The organism is Buchnera aphidicola (Tetraneura ulmi), assembly GCF_964058925.1.
Classification (GTDB): domain Bacteria; phylum Pseudomonadota; class Gammaproteobacteria; order Enterobacterales; family Enterobacteriaceae; genus Buchnera_D; species Buchnera_D aphidicola_B.
The window spans coordinates 100308-120711 of record NZ_OZ060366.1; the positions used below are offsets into that span (position 1 = coordinate 100308).

16 protein-coding genes, 1 tRNA gene and 1 pseudogene are annotated in these 20404 nt (G+C 20.6%); 15 read left to right on the forward strand and 3 right to left on the reverse strand.

What is annotated here, in order from left to right; all coding sequences use genetic code 11:
• Positions 1-178 precede the first annotated feature (178 nt).
• Together dcd and metG are read left to right on the forward strand one after the other, a co-directional pair.
• Positions 179-754, forward strand: coding sequence for a dCTP deaminase (gene dcd, locus AB4W66_RS00495; protein ID WP_367674946.1), 576 nt, complete (start codon positions 179-181; stop codon positions 752-754).
• A gap of 144 nt (positions 755-898) precedes the next feature.
• Positions 899-2548 (forward strand): methionine--tRNA ligase, encoded by a 1650-nt coding sequence (gene metG / locus AB4W66_RS00500; protein ID WP_367674947.1) that lies wholly within the window; start codon positions 899-901, stop codon positions 2546-2548.
• A gap of 44 nt (positions 2549-2592) precedes the next feature.
• Here metG and tilS read toward each other — a convergent pair whose 3' ends face one another.
• Complete coding sequence (gene tilS, locus AB4W66_RS00505) at positions 2593-3951, reverse strand: tRNA lysidine(34) synthetase TilS (RefSeq protein ID WP_367674948.1); 1359 nt, start codon at positions 3949-3951, stop codon at positions 2593-2595.
• Between the two features lie 18 nt (positions 3952-3969).
• A tRNA-Val gene (locus tag AB4W66_RS00510) sits at positions 3970-4043 on the reverse strand.
• A gap of 154 nt (positions 4044-4197) precedes the next feature.
• Between AB4W66_RS00510 and AB4W66_RS00515 the strand changes: the two genes are divergently transcribed.
• The 4 genes from AB4W66_RS00515 to tyrS all read left to right on the forward strand — a co-directional run bounded on the left by AB4W66_RS00515 (position 4198) and on the right by tyrS (position 9465).
• Positions 4198-4812: a riboflavin synthase subunit alpha gene (locus AB4W66_RS00515; RefSeq protein ID WP_367674949.1), complete on the forward strand. Its 615-nt coding sequence runs from the start codon at positions 4198-4200 to the stop codon at positions 4810-4812.
• 199 nt (positions 4813-5011) lie between these two features.
• Entirely contained in the window at positions 5012-5644 is a 633-nt protein-coding gene (nth, locus tag AB4W66_RS00520) for an endonuclease III (protein ID WP_367674950.1), read from the forward strand.
• A 152-nt stretch (positions 5645-5796) separates the two neighbouring features.
• Positions 5797-8013, forward strand: coding sequence for a hypothetical protein (locus tag AB4W66_RS00525; RefSeq protein ID WP_367674951.1), 2217 nt, complete (start codon positions 5797-5799; stop codon positions 8011-8013).
• 174 nt (positions 8014-8187) lie between these two features.
• Positions 8188-9465 carry a tyrosine--tRNA ligase gene (tyrS, locus tag AB4W66_RS00530; protein WP_367674952.1) on the forward strand — a complete coding sequence of 426 codons (1278 nt, stop codon included), beginning with the start codon at positions 8188-8190 and terminating at the stop codon, positions 9463-9465.
• Between the two features lie 18 nt (positions 9466-9483).
• Here tyrS and AB4W66_RS00535 read toward each other — a convergent pair whose 3' ends face one another.
• Positions 9484-9867: an iron-sulfur cluster assembly accessory protein gene (locus tag AB4W66_RS00535; RefSeq protein ID WP_367674953.1), complete on the reverse strand. Its 384-nt coding sequence runs from the start codon at positions 9865-9867 to the stop codon at positions 9484-9486.
• A gap of 1315 nt (positions 9868-11182) precedes the next feature.
• Here AB4W66_RS00535 and AB4W66_RS00540 point away from each other — a divergent pair.
• From AB4W66_RS00540 to tgt, 9 genes and pseudogenes are all read left to right on the forward strand, one after another.
• Positions 11183-12232 carry a 3-deoxy-7-phosphoheptulonate synthase gene (locus tag AB4W66_RS00540; protein ID WP_367674954.1) on the forward strand — a complete coding sequence of 350 codons (1050 nt, stop codon included), beginning with the start codon at positions 11183-11185 and terminating at the stop codon, positions 12230-12232.
• Positions 12233-12726: 494 nt separating this feature from the next.
• Positions 12727-13935, forward strand: a pseudogene (thrS, locus tag AB4W66_RS00545) (threonine--tRNA ligase); the annotation flags it as partial.
• A 3-nt stretch (positions 13936-13938) separates the two neighbouring features.
• Positions 13939-14478, forward strand: coding sequence for a translation initiation factor IF-3 (gene infC, locus AB4W66_RS00550; RefSeq protein ID WP_367675073.1), 540 nt, complete (start codon positions 13939-13941; stop codon positions 14476-14478).
• Positions 14479-14553: 75 nt separating this feature from the next.
• Positions 14554-14751, forward strand: coding sequence for a 50S ribosomal protein L35 (gene rpmI, locus AB4W66_RS00555; RefSeq protein ID WP_367674955.1), 198 nt, complete (start codon positions 14554-14556; stop codon positions 14749-14751).
• 49 nt (positions 14752-14800) lie between these two features.
• Positions 14801-15172 (forward strand): 50S ribosomal protein L20, encoded by a 372-nt coding sequence (gene rplT / locus AB4W66_RS00560; protein ID WP_367674956.1) that lies wholly within the window; start codon positions 14801-14803, stop codon positions 15170-15172.
• 93 nt (positions 15173-15265) lie between these two features.
• Positions 15266-16264, forward strand: a complete 999-nt coding sequence (gene pheS / locus AB4W66_RS00565; RefSeq protein WP_367674957.1) for a phenylalanine--tRNA ligase subunit alpha — start codon at positions 15266-15268, stop codon at positions 16262-16264.
• A gap of 16 nt (positions 16265-16280) precedes the next feature.
• Positions 16281-18728: a phenylalanine--tRNA ligase subunit beta gene (gene pheT, locus AB4W66_RS00570; protein WP_367674958.1), complete on the forward strand. Its 2448-nt coding sequence runs from the start codon at positions 16281-16283 to the stop codon at positions 18726-18728.
• On the forward strand, positions 18712-19002 hold the full coding sequence (locus AB4W66_RS00575) for an integration host factor subunit alpha (protein WP_367674959.1): 291 nt from the start codon (positions 18712-18714) through the stop codon (positions 19000-19002). The genes pheT and AB4W66_RS00575 overlap by 17 nt, the downstream gene beginning before the upstream one ends.
• 172 nt (positions 19003-19174) lie before the next feature.
• On the forward strand, positions 19175-20290 hold the full coding sequence (gene tgt, locus AB4W66_RS00580) for a tRNA guanosine(34) transglycosylase Tgt (protein ID WP_367674960.1): 1116 nt from the start codon (positions 19175-19177) through the stop codon (positions 20288-20290).
• Positions 20291-20404 lie beyond the last annotated feature (114 nt).

Consider the following 20404-nt stretch of genomic DNA (forward strand, 5'->3'; position numbering starts at 1 on the left):
TTTTTTTTTTCTTCTTCTTCTTCTTTTTCTTCTTCTTCTTCTGTATTTTTATTTCTATATCTTAGAAATTGGGATGTTTATTAGCATCTCTATTAGTTTTAATAAGAATATTAATTAAAAATTAAGAATTTTTTTAGTTAATTTTAATTTAATTCATAGAATTTTTATAGGAATGCTTATGAGATTGTCAGATAAAGATATTGAAATATGGTTAAATAAAGGATTATTACAAGTAATTCCAACTCCTAAAAAGAAATTTATAAATGGAGCAACAATAGATTTGAGATTAGGAAATCAATTTAGAGTTTTTAAAGATTATTCTTTACCTTTTATTGACTTAAGTGGTTCTAGTAATAAAATTAATAATTACAAAAATAGAATTATGAGTTCGGAAATTATTTTGTCGAATAAAGATTTTTTTTATTTACAGCCTGGATCTCTTTCGCTTGGTATTACTAAAGAAGAAATAATTATACCAAATAATTTAATAGGATGGTTGGATGGTCGTTCTTCTTTAGCTAGATTAGGTTTAATGATACATGCTACTGCACATAGAATAGATCCTGGTTGGAAGGGAAAAATTGTATTAGAATTTTTTAATTGTGGAAAAGTAACTTTAGCTTTAAAACCTGGAATGTTGATAGGTGCTATTAGTTTTGAAATTTTGTCTAGTATTTCAGTTAGACCGTATGATGTTCGTTCTAGTGCTAAATATTTTAATCAGTTGAATATTATTTCAAGTCAAATAGATTAAAAAAAATAATTAATTAAAAATTAAATTTAGATATTTTTTATTTATTTAAATAAATAAAAATTTAAGAATTATCATTTTTTGTATTTTAACAAAAATATTTTTATATTATTTTTTTATATTTTTTATTAGGAGATTTAAATATATATGTTAAAGATTAAAAAGAAAATTTTAGTAACTTGTGCTTTTCCATATGCAAACGGTTCTATTCATTTGGGTCATTTATTAGAACAAATTCAAGCAGATATTTGGGTTCGTTTTCAACGAATGCAAGGAAATACAGTATGGTTTATTTGTTCGGATGATAGTCATGGTACAGCTATTATGTTGCAATCTAAAAAAAAAAAAATAGTTCCAGAAGATTTCATTTCTTTAATATTAGAAGAACATAAAAAAGATTTCATTTCTTTTGATATTTCACACAATTATTATTCTTCTACACATACAAAAGAAAATTATTATTTTGTGAAGAAGATTTTTTTATCTCTTATGAAAAAAGGTTTAATAAAAAAAAGATATGTTTTACAAATGTATGATTTACAAGAGAATATTTTTCTTCCCGATAGATTGATTTTAGGAGGATGCCCGATTTGTTTTTCTCCTAATCAGTTTGGGGATAATTGTGAAGTCTGTGGTTCTATTTATGAACCACATGAATTAATCGATCCTGTTTCTTGTTTATCTAAAAAGAGACCTATTCTGCGTCGTTCAAAACATTTGTTTTTTGATTTGCCGTTTTTTAAAGATATGTTAATTAAATGGATTAATTCTGGAGTGTTATCTAAATTTGTTTTAAATAAAACTAAAGAATGGTTCATTACTGGTTTGAAAGAATGGAATATTTCAAGAGATCACCCTTATTTTGGATTTAAAATTCCAAATTTTTCAAAGAAATATTTTTATGTTTGGTTTGATGCGCCTATTGGTTATATGAGTTGTTTCAAAAAACTTTGTAAAAAAAAATCAAATATTTCTTTTAGTGAGTATTGGAATAGTAATAAAAATAGTGATTTATATCATTTTATTGGAAAGGATATAATTTATTTTCATAGTTTATTTTGGCCATCTATACTAGAAGGTAGTGGTTTTAGAAAACCAACTAAAATTTTTGTTCATGGTTATGTTACTATTAAAGGAAAAAAAATTTCTAAATCTAAAGGTTTAGCTATATTAGCAAAAGATTGGATTAAACATTTTGATTCAGATAGTATTCGTTATTATTATGCTTCTAAATTATCTTCTAAAATTGAAGATATTGAAGTTGATTTAGTAGAAATAATACAGAAAGTAAATTCTGATTTAGTAAATAAAGTAGTAAATTTAGCAATTAGATCTGGTAAAATAATAAATTCTTATTTTAATAATATTTTATCTGATGTTATTGATAACAGCAATTTATACAATAAAGTAATTAATGCTAGTGAAGATGTTTTACATTTAATACTTAATCGAGAATATAAGAAAGCGATTATTTTGATTATTTCTTTAGCTGATTTAGGAAATAGGTATATTAATTTAAGGAAGCCTTGGAATATAGTTAAAATTTATAATAGGAATGATTCTCTCATAAAAGAAGCACAATTAATTTGTACAACAGTAATAAATATTTTTCGTATTTTGATGATTTATTTAAAACCTATTACTACTGTATTAGCTAAAAAAACAGAACTTTTTTTGAATACGAAATTATCTTGGAAAGATATAAATATTCCATTATTAAATCATAAAATCTCTTATTTTTCACCTCTTTATTTAAGATTGGATAAAAATAAGGTTGATTTTTTATTGAAAAAATAAATACTTTATTTTTTTAAAGTTAATTTTTAGAAGTATAATTTTTTTCAATTTTTATTTTTTTCCCAATAAATATTAAAATATTTCTTTAATGTTGTTTTCTTTTTAAAAGATGAAAAATGGTTGAATGCTATGATAAACTTATTGTTAAAGTATAAAAATGGGATTTTAGTTCTATTCCAAATTGGTATATTATTTTCATTCCAAAAATTTTTAATTGTTGTTTTTTTATTGTTTTTTATACAAAAAACTGTTTGATTTTTTATTAAAAATCGTATATTAATCAGTAATTTTTTATTTTTATTTATTGATGTTTTAGTTTCTTTATTATTTATTTTTTTTGTTTTAAGTAATCCTAATTCGTTTGGTAATACAAGTGGTTTGCTTGTATTTTTCCAGAATAAAATTATATTTTTATTTTCTTTTTTTTTGTCTATTATGTAGATAGATTTTTTGTATCGACATATTTTATATGTTTTGAACAACAAAACAGGATTAGTATTTTGTGGCATTAAAATTACTTTTTTATATATTTGTGTTATCATTTTATATGATGGATTTTTTTTTTTATGTAAAGAAATCCAATTTCTTAAAATTAAATATATAAAAGTTTTTTTTAGATTTTCAAATCCATCTATGTTTAATGATTTATTTTTTTGAATTTTTTTATTTATAGTTTTTTTAGTTAAATCTTCTAATATTTTTTTTTCTTTAGAACAAATTTTAATACTTCTATAACAAGTATTTTTAAAAAAATTCCATCTAGATTCAAATAGTGGAATAATTTTTTTTCTTATAAAATTTCTGTCATTTTTTATATTTTTGTTAGACGGGTCTTCTATCCAAGTTAATTTTTTTTCAACAGCCCATTGGGTTATTTTTTTTTTTGTTACGTTCAAAAAAGGTCTAATATGTAGATTTTTGCCAATATTTTTTTTATAAGGCATAGATGAAAGTCCAGTTGGACCACTTCCTCGTTTTAAAGCTAAAAAAAATGTTTCACATTGATCATCTAAATTATGAGCTGTTAATAAAATTTCATTTTTTTTTATTTCTTTTTTAATTTCTTTGTATCTTTGTTTTCTTAAATCAGCTTCAAGTCCATATTTTTTAATATAATTATTTTTTATCTTTTTTATTATAATGTTTATTTTTTCTTTTTTGCATATATTTTCACAGAATTGACTCCAATTATACGATTCTTTCTGTACGGAATGATTAATGTGTATTACTCTAAATTTAATTTTTCTATCTTTTCTTTTTAGAAATATGAATTTATACAATAAAACTGTTGAATCAATTCCACCGCTATATGCAATTAAAAATTTATTTTTTTTATATTTTTCAATAATTTTTTTAATTAAAGTGAATTTTTCTATTTTTTTTTTTTTAATAAATTTTTTCATAGAGATAAAAATTTTATATACGTCCGAGTGGATTTGAACCACTGACTTTCACCATGTCATGGTGACACTCTACCTAACTGAGTTACGGACGTTTAAATTAAATTAAATAAATTTAAAGTTTTTTTATTAATCTTTTATTTTAACATAACTATTTTTCACATTGCAATATTTTAGTATTTTAAAAATTTTATAGTTTATTTTTTTAGATTTAAAAATTTAAATTTATTTAATAGGAGTTAATTAATTTTGTTTACAGGAATTATTGATACGATAGCAAAAGTTGTTTTTTTTGAAAAGAAAAATGGTATTTTATCATTAACCGTTTTGGTGGAAGATTTAAATTTTTTTAATAATTTAAAATTAGGTTCTTCGATATCTAATAATGGATGTTGTTTAAGTATAGTTAAGATTAATGGTAATTTAATTGATTTTCAGATAATTGAAGAAACTTTTAATTCTACTAATTTTTATTCTTTAAAAATTAATGATTATTTAAATTTAGAAAAGTCTAAGAAGTTTTCTGAAGAAATTGGTGGTCATATTATATATGGACATGTTTCAACAACAGCTTCTATTTTAAAAATAGAAAATTGTAATAAAAACAAATCTATTAAATTAGTCATAAAAAATAGAAAATTTATTAAATATTTAATTGAAAAAGGTTCTATTTGTGTAGATGGAATTAGTTTAACAGTAGGAAAAGTTAAACAAAAATCTTTTTTTATTCATTTAATTCCTGATACTTTAGTCAGAACAAATATAGGTAATAGAATAATTGGAGACATTGTTAATATTGAGGTTGATTATATTACAAAAGTAATTGTAGACACAGTTTTGAAGAACAAAAATTTTTTTGTTTAATTTTTTAATTAAAATATTTATTTTTTTTAGATGATTAAAAAATATATTTTTTTTTTAAAATATCTATTTAGGTTTTAATTAATTCATATGGATTTAATTTATTTATTTTTTTAATGATTAAGTTTTTAAATTATTTTTTTTTTGAATTTTAGTTATTTAAAATTTTTTTATTTTTATTTATTTAAATAATGATTAAAAAGTGAACAAATTAAAAAGATTAGAAATTTTAAGAATATTCGAAAAAAATGATCCATTTCCAAAAACAGAATTAGAATATAAAAATTCATTTGAGTTGTTAACAGCAATTTTATTATCTTCTAGAACTAGGGATTCCATAGTTAATAAATCTACAAAAAAATTATTTTTAATAGCAAATAATCCAGAAAAAATTATTCGATTAGGATTAAATAGATTAAAAAAATATATAAAAAATATTAATTTTTATAACAAAAAAGCTGATTATATTATTAAAATATCTAAAATTTTAAATAAAAAATACTCTGGAAAGGTTCCAGGAACTAGATCTAGTCTATTACAATTACCTGGTGTAGGAAGAAAAACTGTTAATGTATTTTTAAATATTTTTTTAAAAAAAAGAACAATTGGAATAGATACTCATGTCTATCGTGTTTGTAATAGAACTAATTTTGCTGTAGACAACAATTATCTTTTGTTAGAAAAAAAACTAATAAAACTTATTCCTAATAGATTTAAATTGAATTTTCATAATTGGTTTGTTTTGCATGGAAGATACATTTGTACTGCTAGAAAAATGAAATGTAATTTTTGTTTGATTAATAAACTATGTGAATTTAAAAATAAAAATATTTAATTTTTTATAAATATTTTTTGAAATTTTTTACGACATCTTTGAATATATATAATATTCATTTATTAATAAAATTTAAATTTAAGATTTGATTTTCAAAGATTATTTTGATATTTTTATTTCTTATAAGAAAACACTATAAAATTGGATACAATTTGAATGCAATAAGTGTAGTTTTTCCTATATTTTCGGAAAAAAAATTTGAATATTTGTTTTTAAAAAATGAAATTATAGATGTTTCTATAATAGGGTGTCGTGTTTTAGCTCCATTTAAAAAATTAAGATTAGTAGGTATTATTGTTTCTTTTAGCTTGGAAAGAAAAGATAATTGTAGAAAGTTAAGAAGAATTTATTCTTTAATTGATAAAAATTCTATTTATACTACTAATTTTTTAAGTTTTTTAAATTGGATTTCAAAATATTATTTTCAACCATTTGGTTATACTTTGTTTTATTTTTTGCCTAAACTATTAAAAAAAAATGGATTTTTGCAAAGAGATTTATTTTTTCAGTGGAAAATAACAAAAAAAGGTAAAAAAATTGATTTAAATATTTTTTCATATAATAAAAAATTATTAAATTTTTTAGTAGTTTTAAAAAAAAAAAATATATTTTCTTGTGAATTAATAAAATTTAAAATTTCTTCTTCTTCTTTAAAAAAATTAAAAAATGATGGATTATGCACCTTTTCTTTGATTTCTAGAAAGGAATCTACTTGGTTAAATATGAATAAATTTAAATTTTTGACAAAAAAAATTAAAGAAAAAAAAATTTTTTTGAATTTTGGAATATATAGAAAATTTTTTTCTGTATATTTATTAAATTCTATCCAAATAGTTTTTTTAAAGGATATTTTTTTTATTAGATTATTTAATTTAATTTTAAATAAAGGATCTCAGATATTAATTTTAGTTCCTAACAAAGTTTATGTATATATTTATTTTTCTTACATCAAATCTTTTTTTGATTTTCCTATTGATTATATACATTCAAAATCTTCTAATAGAAAACATGTTTTACTTTGGAATAAAATAAATAATTCAGAAATTGCAATATTAGTTGGAACTTCTAGATCTTTGTTTATGCCTTTTTCCTGTCTTGGTTTAATTCTAGTTGTTGAAGAACATGATCTTTCTTATAAAAGATCGGGTTCGATATCTTTTAATATAAGAAATTTAGCTATTTTAAGAGCTAAAATTGAAAATATTTCAATAATTCTTCAATCAAATACTCCTTCTTTAGAAAGTTTATATAATTTAAAAATTGGAAAATATAAAAAATTGAATATCAATTTTTTTTCTGAAGACAAAAAACTTAAAATAGTAAAGAAAAATTCGATAAATTTAAATAGAGGCTGTTTTTATGAAATATTTTCTTATGAATTAATAGAATATATTAAATATTCTTTAGAAAAGAATAACTCTATAATCTTAATTTTTAATGAATCAATACAGTTTTTTTTTAAATTAGTTTGTAAAAAATGTAATTGGGAAGCAAGATGTTTAATATGTTGTTGTCTTTATGTTTTTGATTTTCAAAAAAATATTTTATTTTGTAGAAGTTGTTTGTTTAGTATTTCTAAACCATCTGTATGTTTGAGTTGTAGTTCGGTTTTTTTTAAAATCAAAAGATATGGTTTTAACGATTTAATTAAGTTAGTAAAGGAAATTTTTTTAAAAAATAATAAAAAATATTTTTTTAAAATTTTAAACAAAGATTTTTATTTAGAATTTAAAAAATTAAATTTTAATTATAATTATTCCTATATTTTTATATCTAATAAAAAAGAAAATTTATCTATTTTTTCTAATATTCAAAAAAGGATTATTATTTTTTCTTCTATAGATGATATTTTTTATTTTTATAGTTATCGTATTTTTGAATATTTTTCTCAGTTTTATTTTCAAATGATTAATTTGTTTTCAAAATGCACTAAGATTATTGAATTTTTCTTTCAAACTATCTTTACTAAAGATAATTATCTTATAAATTTAATGAAACATAATACTTATTATAGTTTTTCTAAATATTTGTTTTTTTTTCGTAAAAAAATGAAACTTCCTCCTTTTACAAACCATGCCATAATAAGTGTTGTTAACGAAGATTTAAATTATTGTATTGATTTTTTTTCTTTTTTAAAAACTATAATTTTTGAAAAATGCATAATTAGTTCAGAATCTTTATGGATTTATGGTCCAATATTTAATTTTAAAAATTTTATTTTTAAATATAATTCTCATATTCTTGTTTTACAGACGTCTACTAGACGTAGTACATATAAATTTTTAAAGAAATTAATTATTATTATTAAAAAAAATAGATATTTTAAAAAAATTAAGTGGAAAATAGATTTAGACCCAGTTGATTTTTAATTGAAAAAAAACTATTATTTTTGAAAATGAACAAAATTTATTTAATTTAAATTTATTGATATTAATTTTTAAAATTTTGTTAAAGATATAAATTTTTTATGGTTTTATTTTTTTATAAAAATTTTAGTTATAAATCAGTAATTAAAAGAAATTAAAACTTAGGAATAAATTATTATGTTTGAAAATATAATTGATGATTTAAGATCAAGAAATTTAATTTTTCAAATGAGTAATGAACAAAAAATAGTTGAAAAAATTAAATTGTTTAAATTGCGTTCTGTTTACTGTGGTTTTGATTCTACTGCTGAAAGTCTCCATTTAGGACATTTGATACCTTTACTAGTTTTAAAACGTTTCCAAAATTTTGGTTTTGTTCCTGTAGTTGTAATAGGAGGAGCTACTAGTTTAATTGGAGATCCTAGTTTTAAAAAAAAAGAAAGAGTATTAAATACTGTTAATGATATAAAAAATTGGAATAAAAAAATATCGTTTCAGATTTCTTCTTTTTTAAGTTGCGATAATCAATTAAATAATGTAATTATTTTAAATAATTATAATTGGTTTAAAAAATTAGAAATCATTTATTTTTTACGTGATATTGGTAAACATTTTTCAATTAATAGAATGATTTCTAGAGATTCGGTAAAAAGTAGAGTTGATCGTATAGGAAATGGGATTTCTTTTACAGAATTTTCTTATAGTTTATTGCAATCGTACGATTTTTATTTTTTATATAAAAAATATAAAGTTAGTTTGCAAATAGGAGGTTCAGATCAATGGGGTAATATTGCATCAGGTATCCATTTAGTAAAAAGATTATCTGGAAATAAAGTTTTTGGATTGACTGTTCCCTTACTTGTTAATAGTTCTGGAGAAAAAATAGGAAAAAGTGAAGGTAAACCAATTTGGTTAGATCCATCTAAAACTAGTCCATATATGTTTTATCAATTTTGGATAAATATAGAAGATAAAGATGTATATTCTTTTTTCAAGTGGTTCACGTTTTATAGTTGTAAAAATATTGATCAAATGGAATTTGAAAACAATTTAAAAAACAAATCTTTTTGTTGTGATAGAATTAAATTAGCTAAAGTAATAACAAAATTAGTGCATGGAGAATCAGCAATGAAGTCAGCAGTTCGAATTACTGAATCTTTGTTTTCTGGTAAACTAGAAAAGTTAAAATTTTCTGATTTTCAACAATTAGAAAAAGATGGTTTATCTTCTGTTAAAATTAAAGGAAATATATCTCTAAAAGAAGCATTAGTAATTTCTTTTTTATCATCTTCTAATACACAATCAAAAAAAATGATTCTTTCCAATGCAATTTCTATAAATATGAAAAAAGAATTGAATGAAAATCATATTATATCTAATAATGAAAAATTATTTAATCGATTTACTCTATTACAAAAAGGTAAAAAAAATTTTTCTTTGTTGTGTTGGGAATAGATTTTTATATTAATAAAATTATTTTAATTTTAAATTAAAACTCTTACCACAACCACAAAAATTTTCTATTTTTGGATGTTTAAATTTGAATATTTTATTAATTCCTTCCTTTTTATAATCTATTTTTAGTCCATTTATTATTGAAATATTTTCTATAGGTATACAAATAATAAAATTTGAATAGTTAAAGATTAAATCTTTTTTTTTTGTTTTTTTTATTTTTTCTAAATAATATTTAAATCCAGCACAACCAGATTTTTTAATATTAATTCTAATTCCTATATTTTTTTTTTTAAAGATTAGTTTTTTAATTTGTTTTTCAGCGTTTTTAGTAATTTTTATGTATTGATTATTAGTTTTGTTTAAAATTGTTAAAGAGGATGTATTATTTTTATCTTTCATAGAATTTTATAGATATGTTTTTTATTTTTATTTTTTTATTTATTAAATGAACAATATAAACTGATTGTAAAGAAGTATTTTAAACTAAATTAAAATTTTTTTATAAAACTATACAGAGGAATTTTTGTTAAATTTTTAAATATTTTTTTAGATTAATTAATTTAATTTATTGATTTTTTTTACAAAAAATTTTTTTAAAACAATTTTTTTTAAAATTATAAAAAGTTTTTATAAATAATTATACATGTATTACATTAAAAAATGTATAGATTTTTAAAATTAATTTTTTTATTAATTTTTTTTATTTTTAAAATTTTTTCCTTTTTTTCTGAAAAGAATATTTTTTTAAATTCAGTTATTAACGTTGAAAATTTAAACATTTTTTAGAAATTATTTTTTAGAATTAAAATATAAACGGTTTTTTTATATTTTTTTTATAAATTATTTATTAAATAAACAAAATTTCTTAAATTGATTGAATCAATTTTTTAGATGTTAAAATATAAAAGGTTTTTTTCTAGATATTCCTGTTATTTTTTTTAAGATGTTTGTATTATTAGTTATAATAATAATATTTATTTTATAAAAATAGATTTTTTAAAATCTTAATATCATAATAATGATTATTATATGTATTTTTCTTTAAATTTCTTTATTAATATTTTTTTTAGAAATTTAATCTAAAATGTTAGTTTTTTATTAATTCACATTTTATTTGAATAGTTTTCTTTAGAATTTTGTTATATTGTAATGAAAAAAGGATTTCTGGATTTTTAATAGAAAAAGCATGTCTAAGTATTATTAATTTTTTTTATTTTTATAAGAATTTCGATTTAGAGATATTTTTTTAAAAAAAAACAATTTATTTAGTTCAATTAAGAATAATTTTTTTTAATTTTTTTAGATATTTACATATATAATTTAAATATTTTTTAGAATTAAATATATTTTTTTATTTTAATATTGATTGTTTTTTTTTTTTTTAATAAGTTATTCTATTTTTTTAATTTTATTTTTATATTTTTTTTTAAATTTAAATATGTTTTCAGAATTATTTTTTTTTAAATAGATTATTTTTTTATAAAAGAGATTGTTTGTTCTTTAATTTAGATTAAAAATCTATAATACAATGTTATTAACAAAAAAATATGAAAGATAAAAAATTTTTTAATTTTTAATAAAAATAGGGGTATGGATTTAATTTTTATTAAGATTAATTAAGAATAGTTTTGTTAAAATTAGTTTAAAAAATTTTTTTAATATAAATAAAGAAAATATAAATTATAGAAATATAAATTGTAGCATGGAGAAAAATATGAAAAAAACAGACGAATTGAGAACAGTTAGAATAGATCCATTAGTTACTCCATTAGAGTTATCAAAAAAATATCCAGTAACTTCAAAAGTTATAGATAATGTAATTTTGACTAGAAACAATATAGCAAAGATTATTACAGGTGAAGACAAACGATTATTGGTAGTTATTGGACCTTGTTCGGTTCATGATCCTATAGCAGCTATGGATTATGCTCATCGTTTAAATATTTTGAGAGATCAGTATAAGGATCGTTTAGAGATTGTTATGAGAACTTATTTTGAAAAACCTAGAACTGTTGTTGGATGGAAAGGATTAATTGCTGATCCAGATTTAAATGGTAGTTTTAGAGTTAATCATGGTTTATCGGTTGCTAGAAAGTTATTATTAGATATTAATTCTATAGGAATGCCTGCAGCTACTGAATTTTTAGATATGGTTATAGGGCAGTTTATTGCTGATTTAATCAGCTGGGGAGCAATAGGAGCAAGAACAACTGAAAGTCAAATTCATAGAGAAATGGCTTCAGCATTATCTTGTCCAGTTGGGTTTAAAAATGGTACTGATGGAAATATTGATATTGCTATTGATGCTATTAGAGCAATTAAGGAAAGACATTTATTTTTAGCACCGAATAAGAATGGACAAATGACTATAAATCATACAAGTGGAAATCCTTATAGTCATATAATTATGAGAGGAGGTAGAAAACCTAATTATCATTTCTCTGATATTTCTAAAACTGTTAAAAAATTGAAGAATTTTTCTTTAAATGAATATTTGATGATTGATTTTAGTCATGGGAATTCTTTAAAACAACATAAATTACAGAAAAAGGTTTCTTCTTCCGTATCTAAACAGATAAAAAATGGTATTGATTGTATTTCAGGAGTAATGATAGAAAGTTTTTTAACAGAGGGTTCTCAAAAAGTTAATTCTGATAGAAAAAATTTAGTTTATGGACAATCTATTACTGATTCATGTTTAAATTGGAAAGATAGTAAAATTATTTTAGAAGAATTAGCTTGTTCAGTAGATAGTCGTTTTTAGTTTTTTAAAATTATTATTCTTTTAATAATTCAATTAAAAAAACTTAACAATTAAATTTTTTTATTTTATTAATAATAATTTAATTTATAATTAAAAATTAATGTTTAAGTATTTTAATAATAAAATTTTTTATAAATTTTTCATTTTTTTTGCGAAAAAAATGAATGCATAAATATTTTATTTATAATTTTTGTTTTTTTATCTTTTATTGTATATTTTTTTTATTTGAAGTATTGTATGTAAAAAATAAAAACATTGTTTTTTTATAATATGAATTACTTTTAATTTTTTTATTCAATAAAAAAAGTCTGTTTAAAAAAAAATTTTTTTAAATAAAAATATAAAATTTATTTTTTATTTTAGTTAGATTTTAAAAAAATATATTTTTTTAATAATAGTAAAAGTTATAAAAATTAAAAAATTTTTAATTTTTTTTAAAAATATTAACGGAAATAATGTTGAAAAATGAAAATAGAAATATACGATTGGACAAAAAAAGAGACCATCGTATTATTGGGAAAAAGTTAAATTTTTATCATATAAATGAAAACTCTCCAGGAATGGTTTTTTGGCATTCCGATGGATTGATTGTTTTTAGATTATTAAAAGATTTTATTAGAAAAAAATTACTGGAATACAATTATAAAGAAGTACAAACACCTATATTATTAGATGAAATGGTTTGGAAAAAAAGTGGTCATTGGGAAAATTATAAAAATTCAATATTTACAACTTCTTCAGAAAATAGAAGTTATTGTATTAAACCAATGAATTGTCCTGGTCATGTAGAAATATTTAATCAAGGTTTAAAGTCGTACAAAGATCTTCCTTTTAGGTTATCTGAATTTGGTAGTTGTCATAGAAAAGAACCATCAGGGTCTATGCATGGTTTAATGAGAGTAAGATATTTTACTCAAGATGATGCTCATATATTTTGTAGTGAAGAACAAGTACAAAATGAAATAGAAATTTGTATTTCAATGATTTTTGATATTTACAAGATATTTGGATTTAAAAAAATTCATTTAAAGCTATCTACTCGACCAAAAAATAGAATTGGTTTAAACCAAACATGGGATCGTGCAGAATCAGATTTATTACAAGTATTGAAAAGGAATAATTTGAAATTTGAATATCAAATAGGAGAAGGAGCTTTTTATGGACCTAAAATCGAATTAATTTTAGAAGATTCTTTAAATCGAATGTGGCAATGTGGAACTATTCAGTTAGATTTTCATTTGTCTAGTAGATTAAATTCTTTTTATATAAATAAATACAATGAAAAAAAAAACCCAGTTATTATTCATAGAGCAATTTTAGGTTCAATAGAACGTTTTATTGGTATTTTAATTGAAGAATACGCAGGTTTTTTACCAATTTGGTTGTCTCCATTACAAGTTGTAGTTATTAGTATTAATCCAGTTCATTCGAGTTATGTAGAAAAATTAACAAATAAAATATTTAAATTAGGAATTCGTGTAAAATCAGACATCAGAAATGTTAAAATAAATGTAAAAATTAGAGATCATACGATTTCTCGAGTGCCTTATATTTTTATATGTGGTGATGAAGAAATAAAAAAATCTAAAGTGACTGTACGGACTAGATTAGGTAAAAGTTTCAATCTTGTAGATTTTGGTAGAATTATTAAAAAAATACAATTAGAAATATTTACTTATAGTAATCATTATTTGGAGGAATAAAGAATTAAAGTTAGAAGAAGAATTCATACAATACGTCCTAATCGAATTAATAAAGAAATTAAATCGGTAGAAATAAGATTAACTGGATTAGATGGAGAACAAATTGGAATTGTTTCTTTAAAAGAGGCTTTGAAAATAGCTTTTGAACAAGGTTTAGATTTAGTTGAAATTAGTCCAAATGCAGAACCTCCTGTTTGTCGTATTATGGATTACGGTAAATTTCTTTATAAAAAAAGTAAATATTCTAAAGAGCAAAAGAAAAAACAAAAAATTATTCATGTTAAAGAAGTTAAATTTCGTCCTAGTACAGAAGAAAGTGACTATCAAGTAAAATTAAGAAATTTAATTCGATTTTTAAATGATGGTAATAAAGTTAAAATTACTTTAAGATTTCGTGGTAGGGAAATGGCTCATCAAAGAATAGGTATGAATATTTTATATAGATTAAAAAAAGATTTATTTACTGTTTCTGTGGTTGAAAGTTTTCCTTTAAAGATAGAAGGAAGACAAATGATAATGATATTATCTCCTAAAAAAAGATAAATTTTGAGTATTAAAAAATATATTTAATAAAATATTTTTTTATTTTTATATTTTTTTAAAAAGGGTTTTTTTATTATGTTAAAAATGAAAACGTTGCGTAGTGCAGCAAAACGTTTTAAAAAGATTTCATCTGGAAAATTTATTAGAAAAAAATCTAATTTAAGACATTTGTTAACTAAAAAAAATAAAAAATATAAAAGACATCTCAGGCTAAAAACTATTGTATCTAAAGGGGATCAAAAAACAGTAGTTTCATTTTTCCCTTATAGATAAGAAATATATTTTAAATAAATAGTAAAAAATAAGATAGGAGAATAAATTTATGACCAGAGTAAAGCGAGGGGTAACAGCAAAAGCTCGTCATAAAAAAATTTTGAATAAAGCAAAAGGATATTATGGAGCTAGATCTCGTGTTTATAGAGTAGCTTATCAGGCTGTTATTAAATCAGGTCAATATGCATATCGTGATAGAAGACAAAAAAAAAGACAATTTCGTAAATTGTGGATTTCTAGAATTAATGCAGCTGTACGAAATTTTGGATTGTCTTATAGTAAATTTATTTTTGGTTTGAAAAAATCTTCAATTATTATAGATCGAAAAATATTATCAAATATTGCTTTTTTTGATTTTGTTTCTTTTAAAAAAATAGTAGAAGAAGTTAAATCGTCTTTAGATCAAAAAGATTTTATTTAAATTTGTCGTGGGGGAGGGAGGATATATACTTCCTCATTTTTTTATTTTAAAAAATTATTTTTTTAGAAATAAGATTTGTTGTTTGGAACAATTATGAAAGAAATGTATTTTTTAAGAGATTCAATTGAATCTAAAATTAATAATTCAAAAGATATTATTGAATTAGAAAAAATTAGAGTTTTTTACTTGGGTAAAAAAGGATTTTTAAATGAAAAAATAAAAGAACTATGTTCTATCAACAAAAGTTTTTTTGATAAGAAAGATGATAATTTAAAAAAAATAATTTTTGTAAATAAAATTAAAGAAAATATTAAATTTAAAATACAAAAAAAAAAAATTTTTTTGAGAAAAATGTTTTTGGAAGATTTTTTAAAAAAACAAAATTTAGATGTTTCTTTACCAGGAAATAAAAATAATTTTGGATCTATTCATCCTATAATTAAGACCATAAATAAGTTAAAAAAATTTTTTTTTGGATTAGGATTTGAACTTAAAAACGGTCCGGAAATAGAAGATATATATCATAATTTTGATGCTTTAAATGTTCCTAATGATCATCCATCTCGTAGTAAACAAGATACTTTTTGGATTAATTCACAATTCTTATTAAGAACACAAACTTCTAGCATGCAAGTTCGTTCTATGAAAAATAAAACTCCTCCCATTAGAATGATTATGCCTGGAAAAGTATATAGAAATGATAATGATTGTACACATACTCCGATGTTTCATCAAATGGAAGGATTAGTTATTGATAGTAATATTAATTTATCTAATTTGAAATGGATTATTCAAAGATTTATACAGTTTTTTTTTGGGGAGAATATAAAAATGAGATTTAGAAGTTCTTATTTTCCGTTTACAACTCCTTCTATGGAAGTAGATATTCAAATGCAAAATAGTGCATGGATAGAAGTATTGGGTTGCGGAATGGTTCATCCAAATGTTTTAAAAACATTAAATATTGATTTTAAAATGTATTTAGGGTTTGCTTTTGGAATTGGAATAGAAAGAATTGCTATGATAAAATATGGAATAAAAGATATTAGATCTTTTTTTGAAAATGATATTAGATTTCTTAAGCAATTTTAATAAAAGGTTTTTTTAAATGAAATTTAGTGAAGAATGGCTTAGAGAATGGATTAATTATCCAAAAATAACAACTACAGAACTTTGTAACAAATTGTCTAATTGTGGTATAGAAATTGATTTTATTAAACCAATTTCTGGTAGTTTTTTTGGGGTAGTAGTAGGAAAAATAGTTAATGTTATTCCACATTGTAAATCAGAAAAATTATTTGTATATGAAGTTAATGTAGGATTAAGTATTACTTATCAAGTAGTAAGTAGTTTTTCTAATATTACAAAAAATACGAGAATAGCAATAGCATTACGAGGATCAATATTACCTAAAAATGGTATTCGTATTGATACAATTTTTTTAAAAGGAGTTCGATCAGAAGGAATTATTTGTTCTTTTTTAGATTTAGAAATAGAAAATAATAATAAAGAAGAAAAAATAAGGTTTTCTAATGATATTTCAGTAGGTACTGATGTTAGAAGATTATTTTCTAAATTTGATAAAATAATTTCTATTTCTATACCGCCAAATAGATCTGATTTGTTGTCTATTTTTGGAATTGCTAGAGAATTATATTTATTAAACGATAGTTTAAAATTTTCTAATTATAATATTAAAATTATAAAAAAAAAAATAGTAAACAAAAATTTAAAAATAGAACTTTCCACTAATAATTTTTTTTCAATAAAATATATTGGTAGAATTATTAAGAATGTTAAAATTCAAAATCAGAATATTCCTTTTTTAATAAGGGAAAGATTGCGTCAATCTTTTTCTTTTGTAGAAGAAGATGTTATAGAAAATATAATTAATTATATTATATTAGAATTTAATCAAATTATACATATTTTTGATGCAGATAAAATTTCTTGTAAAAAAATATGTGTTAGAATGTCTAATTCTAATGATGTCTTTTTTTTTAAAAATAAAAAAATTAATATCACTGATAATAATAGTGTTGTTATATCTAACGAAAATAATGAAATTTTATCTTTATATGGTATATTAACTTCTGATTTTGCTAAAGTCTCTTTAAATACAAGAAGTATATTTTTAGGTTCTATGAATTTTTATAAGTTAAATAGTTTTGTTTTTTCTTTTAATCCAAAAATCGATATTAAAAATGATTTATTTATTCGTTTAAAAAAAGGATTAGATTATAAAATTCAAGAATTTGTTTTTGAATATACTACTAAATTTTTAATTGATTTATTAGGAGGTGAAGTTGTTGAAACAATAGTTGTTAAGAGATTAAAAAATCATTTTAATTCAAATTATATTTCTTTAAAATTTAGTAAAATTAATAAAATTTTAGGTTTTTTTATTGAAAAAGATAATATTACTAATATTTTATCTAGATTAGGATATAAAATAATTGAATATAAACAAGAAACTTGGTTTATAGAAGTTCCTACTTGGAGATTTGATATAAAAATTGAAGAGGATGTTATAGGAGATATTATAAGAATTTATAATTATGAAAGAATACCTTCTATAATATTAGAAAAAAGTTTTTTGTTTAATTCAAGTTTTCAATATTTAGATTCTTTTTTAGAACGAATAAGATTACTATTAGTAGATAAAGGATATCACGAAGTAATTACTTATAGTTTTATCAATCCAAAAATTCAAAAGATATTATTTCCAGACAAAAAAAATATATATATAGAAAACCCAATATCGTTTGAAATGTCTGTTATGAGATCAACTTTATGGGTTGGTTTATTGAATACTTTTTTATATAATGAAAGTAGACAAGTTAAAACGTCTCGTTTGTTTGAAATTGGAATGTGTTTTGATAAATTAAATGAAAAATGTAAAATTAAACAAAAAATTTTTATATCTGGATTATTAAATGAATTTTGTAGTTCAATACATTGGAATAAGATTAAAAAAAGAAATGATTTCTATGATTTGAAAGGGGATATTGAATCTATTTTTGAAATAAATGGTTCTTTAGAAAATATTATTTTTAGAAAGGAAAAAATATCTTGTTTACATCCAGGAATGAGTGCTGGGATTTACGAATTAAATAATAGAATTGGTAGTATTGGAGTATTACATCCTAAAATACAAAGTAAATTAAATTTAAAAAATTCAGTTATTCTTTTTGAAATTTTTTGTTTAAAATTTATTAAAAAAAGAGACAAAAAAATAAAAAATATATCAATTTTTCCGTCATCTCGTAGAGATATTTCTATTGTTGTTGATAAAGCTATACCAGTTTTTGATATTGTTAGATTTTGTAAAAAAAATGTCTCTAGTTATATTTTTTCTGTAGAGTTATTTGATGTTTATACAGGAAAAAATATTTCAATTGATAAAAAAAGTTTATCTTTAAGTTTTTTTTTACATAGTGAAGAAAAAACTCTAAAAGAAAAAGATATAAATAATATTATGAATTCTTGTATTTTAAAATTAAAAATAGAATTTCAAGCTGTTTTGAGAGATAGAATTTATGAGGGTGGTAACTAAATCTAAAATATCAGAATTTTTATTTGAAAATTCTGAATTGAATAAAAGAGATGCAAAAGAATTAGTAGGATTATTTTTTAAAGAAGTTATTTTTTCTTTAGAAAAAGGAGAATTTGTCAAGTTATCTGGATTTGGAAATTTTTTTTTAAGAGATAAAAAATCTAGGCCTGGAAGAAATCCTAAAACAGGAGAATTAGTTTCTATACAAGCTCGTAGAGTTGTAGTTTTCAGAGCAGGACAGAAATTAAAAAATAGAATTGAAAAAGTGTTTTAAAAATAATTATTTATTATTAAAAAAAAATTTGTTAACTATTTTTTTTATTAATTTTAGGTTATTTATTTTAAAAATTATTTAATTAATAATTAGATATTTAGATAAGAATTAAAATTATTTTTTATTTATTTTTTATTTTTTTTAAAATTAACAAAATTTTTTAGGAAAAAAATTGAAATTTAAAATATCTTTTAAAGATGGATTTGCTAGATGTGGTGAATTAGAGTTTTCAAATAATTTAATTGTTAAAACTCCAGTATTTATGCCTGTTGGGACTTATGGAACAGTTAAATCAATGTCTGTTGATGATTTAAAAAATGTAGGATCAAAAATTATTTTAGGAAATACTCTTCATCTACATTTTAGACCTGGAGAAGAAATTATAAAGTTGTTTTCTGGATTACATAAATTTATAAATTGGAATGGACCTATTTTGACTGATTCTGGTGGATATCAAGTGTTTAGTTTAAGAAAGACTTCTAAAATTACTGAAGAAGGTGTTTTGTTCATTAACCCTAAAAGCGGAAAAAAGACATTACTTACTCCTGAAAAATCAATGAAAATTCAATATGATCTTGGGTCTAATATTGTGATGTGTTTTGATGAATGTTTACCTTATTCTTCTTTGAGTTGGAAGAAATCGAAAAAGTCTATGGAAAGATCTTTAAGATGGTCTAAACGTAGTAAAGAATCATTTTTTTTATTAAAAAATAAAAATTCTTTATTTGGAATCATACATGGTGGAATATATTCAGATTTACGAGAATTTTCATTAAAAGAATTAAAAAAATTGGATTTTGATGGATATGCTTTAGGAGGTTTAGCTGTTGGAGAATCAAAAAATGTTTTATTTGAACTACTTGAACAGATTGTTCCTAAAATGCCAAATTTAAAACCAAGATATTTAATGGGAGTAGGTACACCGTGGGATTTAATACAATCTGTCCGTTTTGGAATAGATATGTTTGATTGTGTATTACCTACTAGAAATGCTAGAAATGGATATTTATTTGTATTTAATGGAATTATTAGAATTAGAAATTCAAAATATAAATTTGATACTAGAAATTTAGATAAGTTTTGTAAATGTTACACATGTAAAAATTTTACTCGTTCGTATTTGCATCATTTAGATAAATGCAACGAAACTTTGGGAATACGTTTAAATACTATTCATAATTTATTTTATTACCATACATTGATGTCAAATATTCGAGATGCAATTAAAAAAAGTCAATTAGATAATTTTGCTTTAAATTTCTACAAAAATTTTTTTGGAAAAGACTAAAGTGAAATATATTTTTTAATTCTAAAAGGAGGATATTTTAAAAAACGTTTTATTTTTTATATTTTTACCACTTTAGATTAGTTCTAGTGGCAAAAATATTTTTTTATTTTAAAT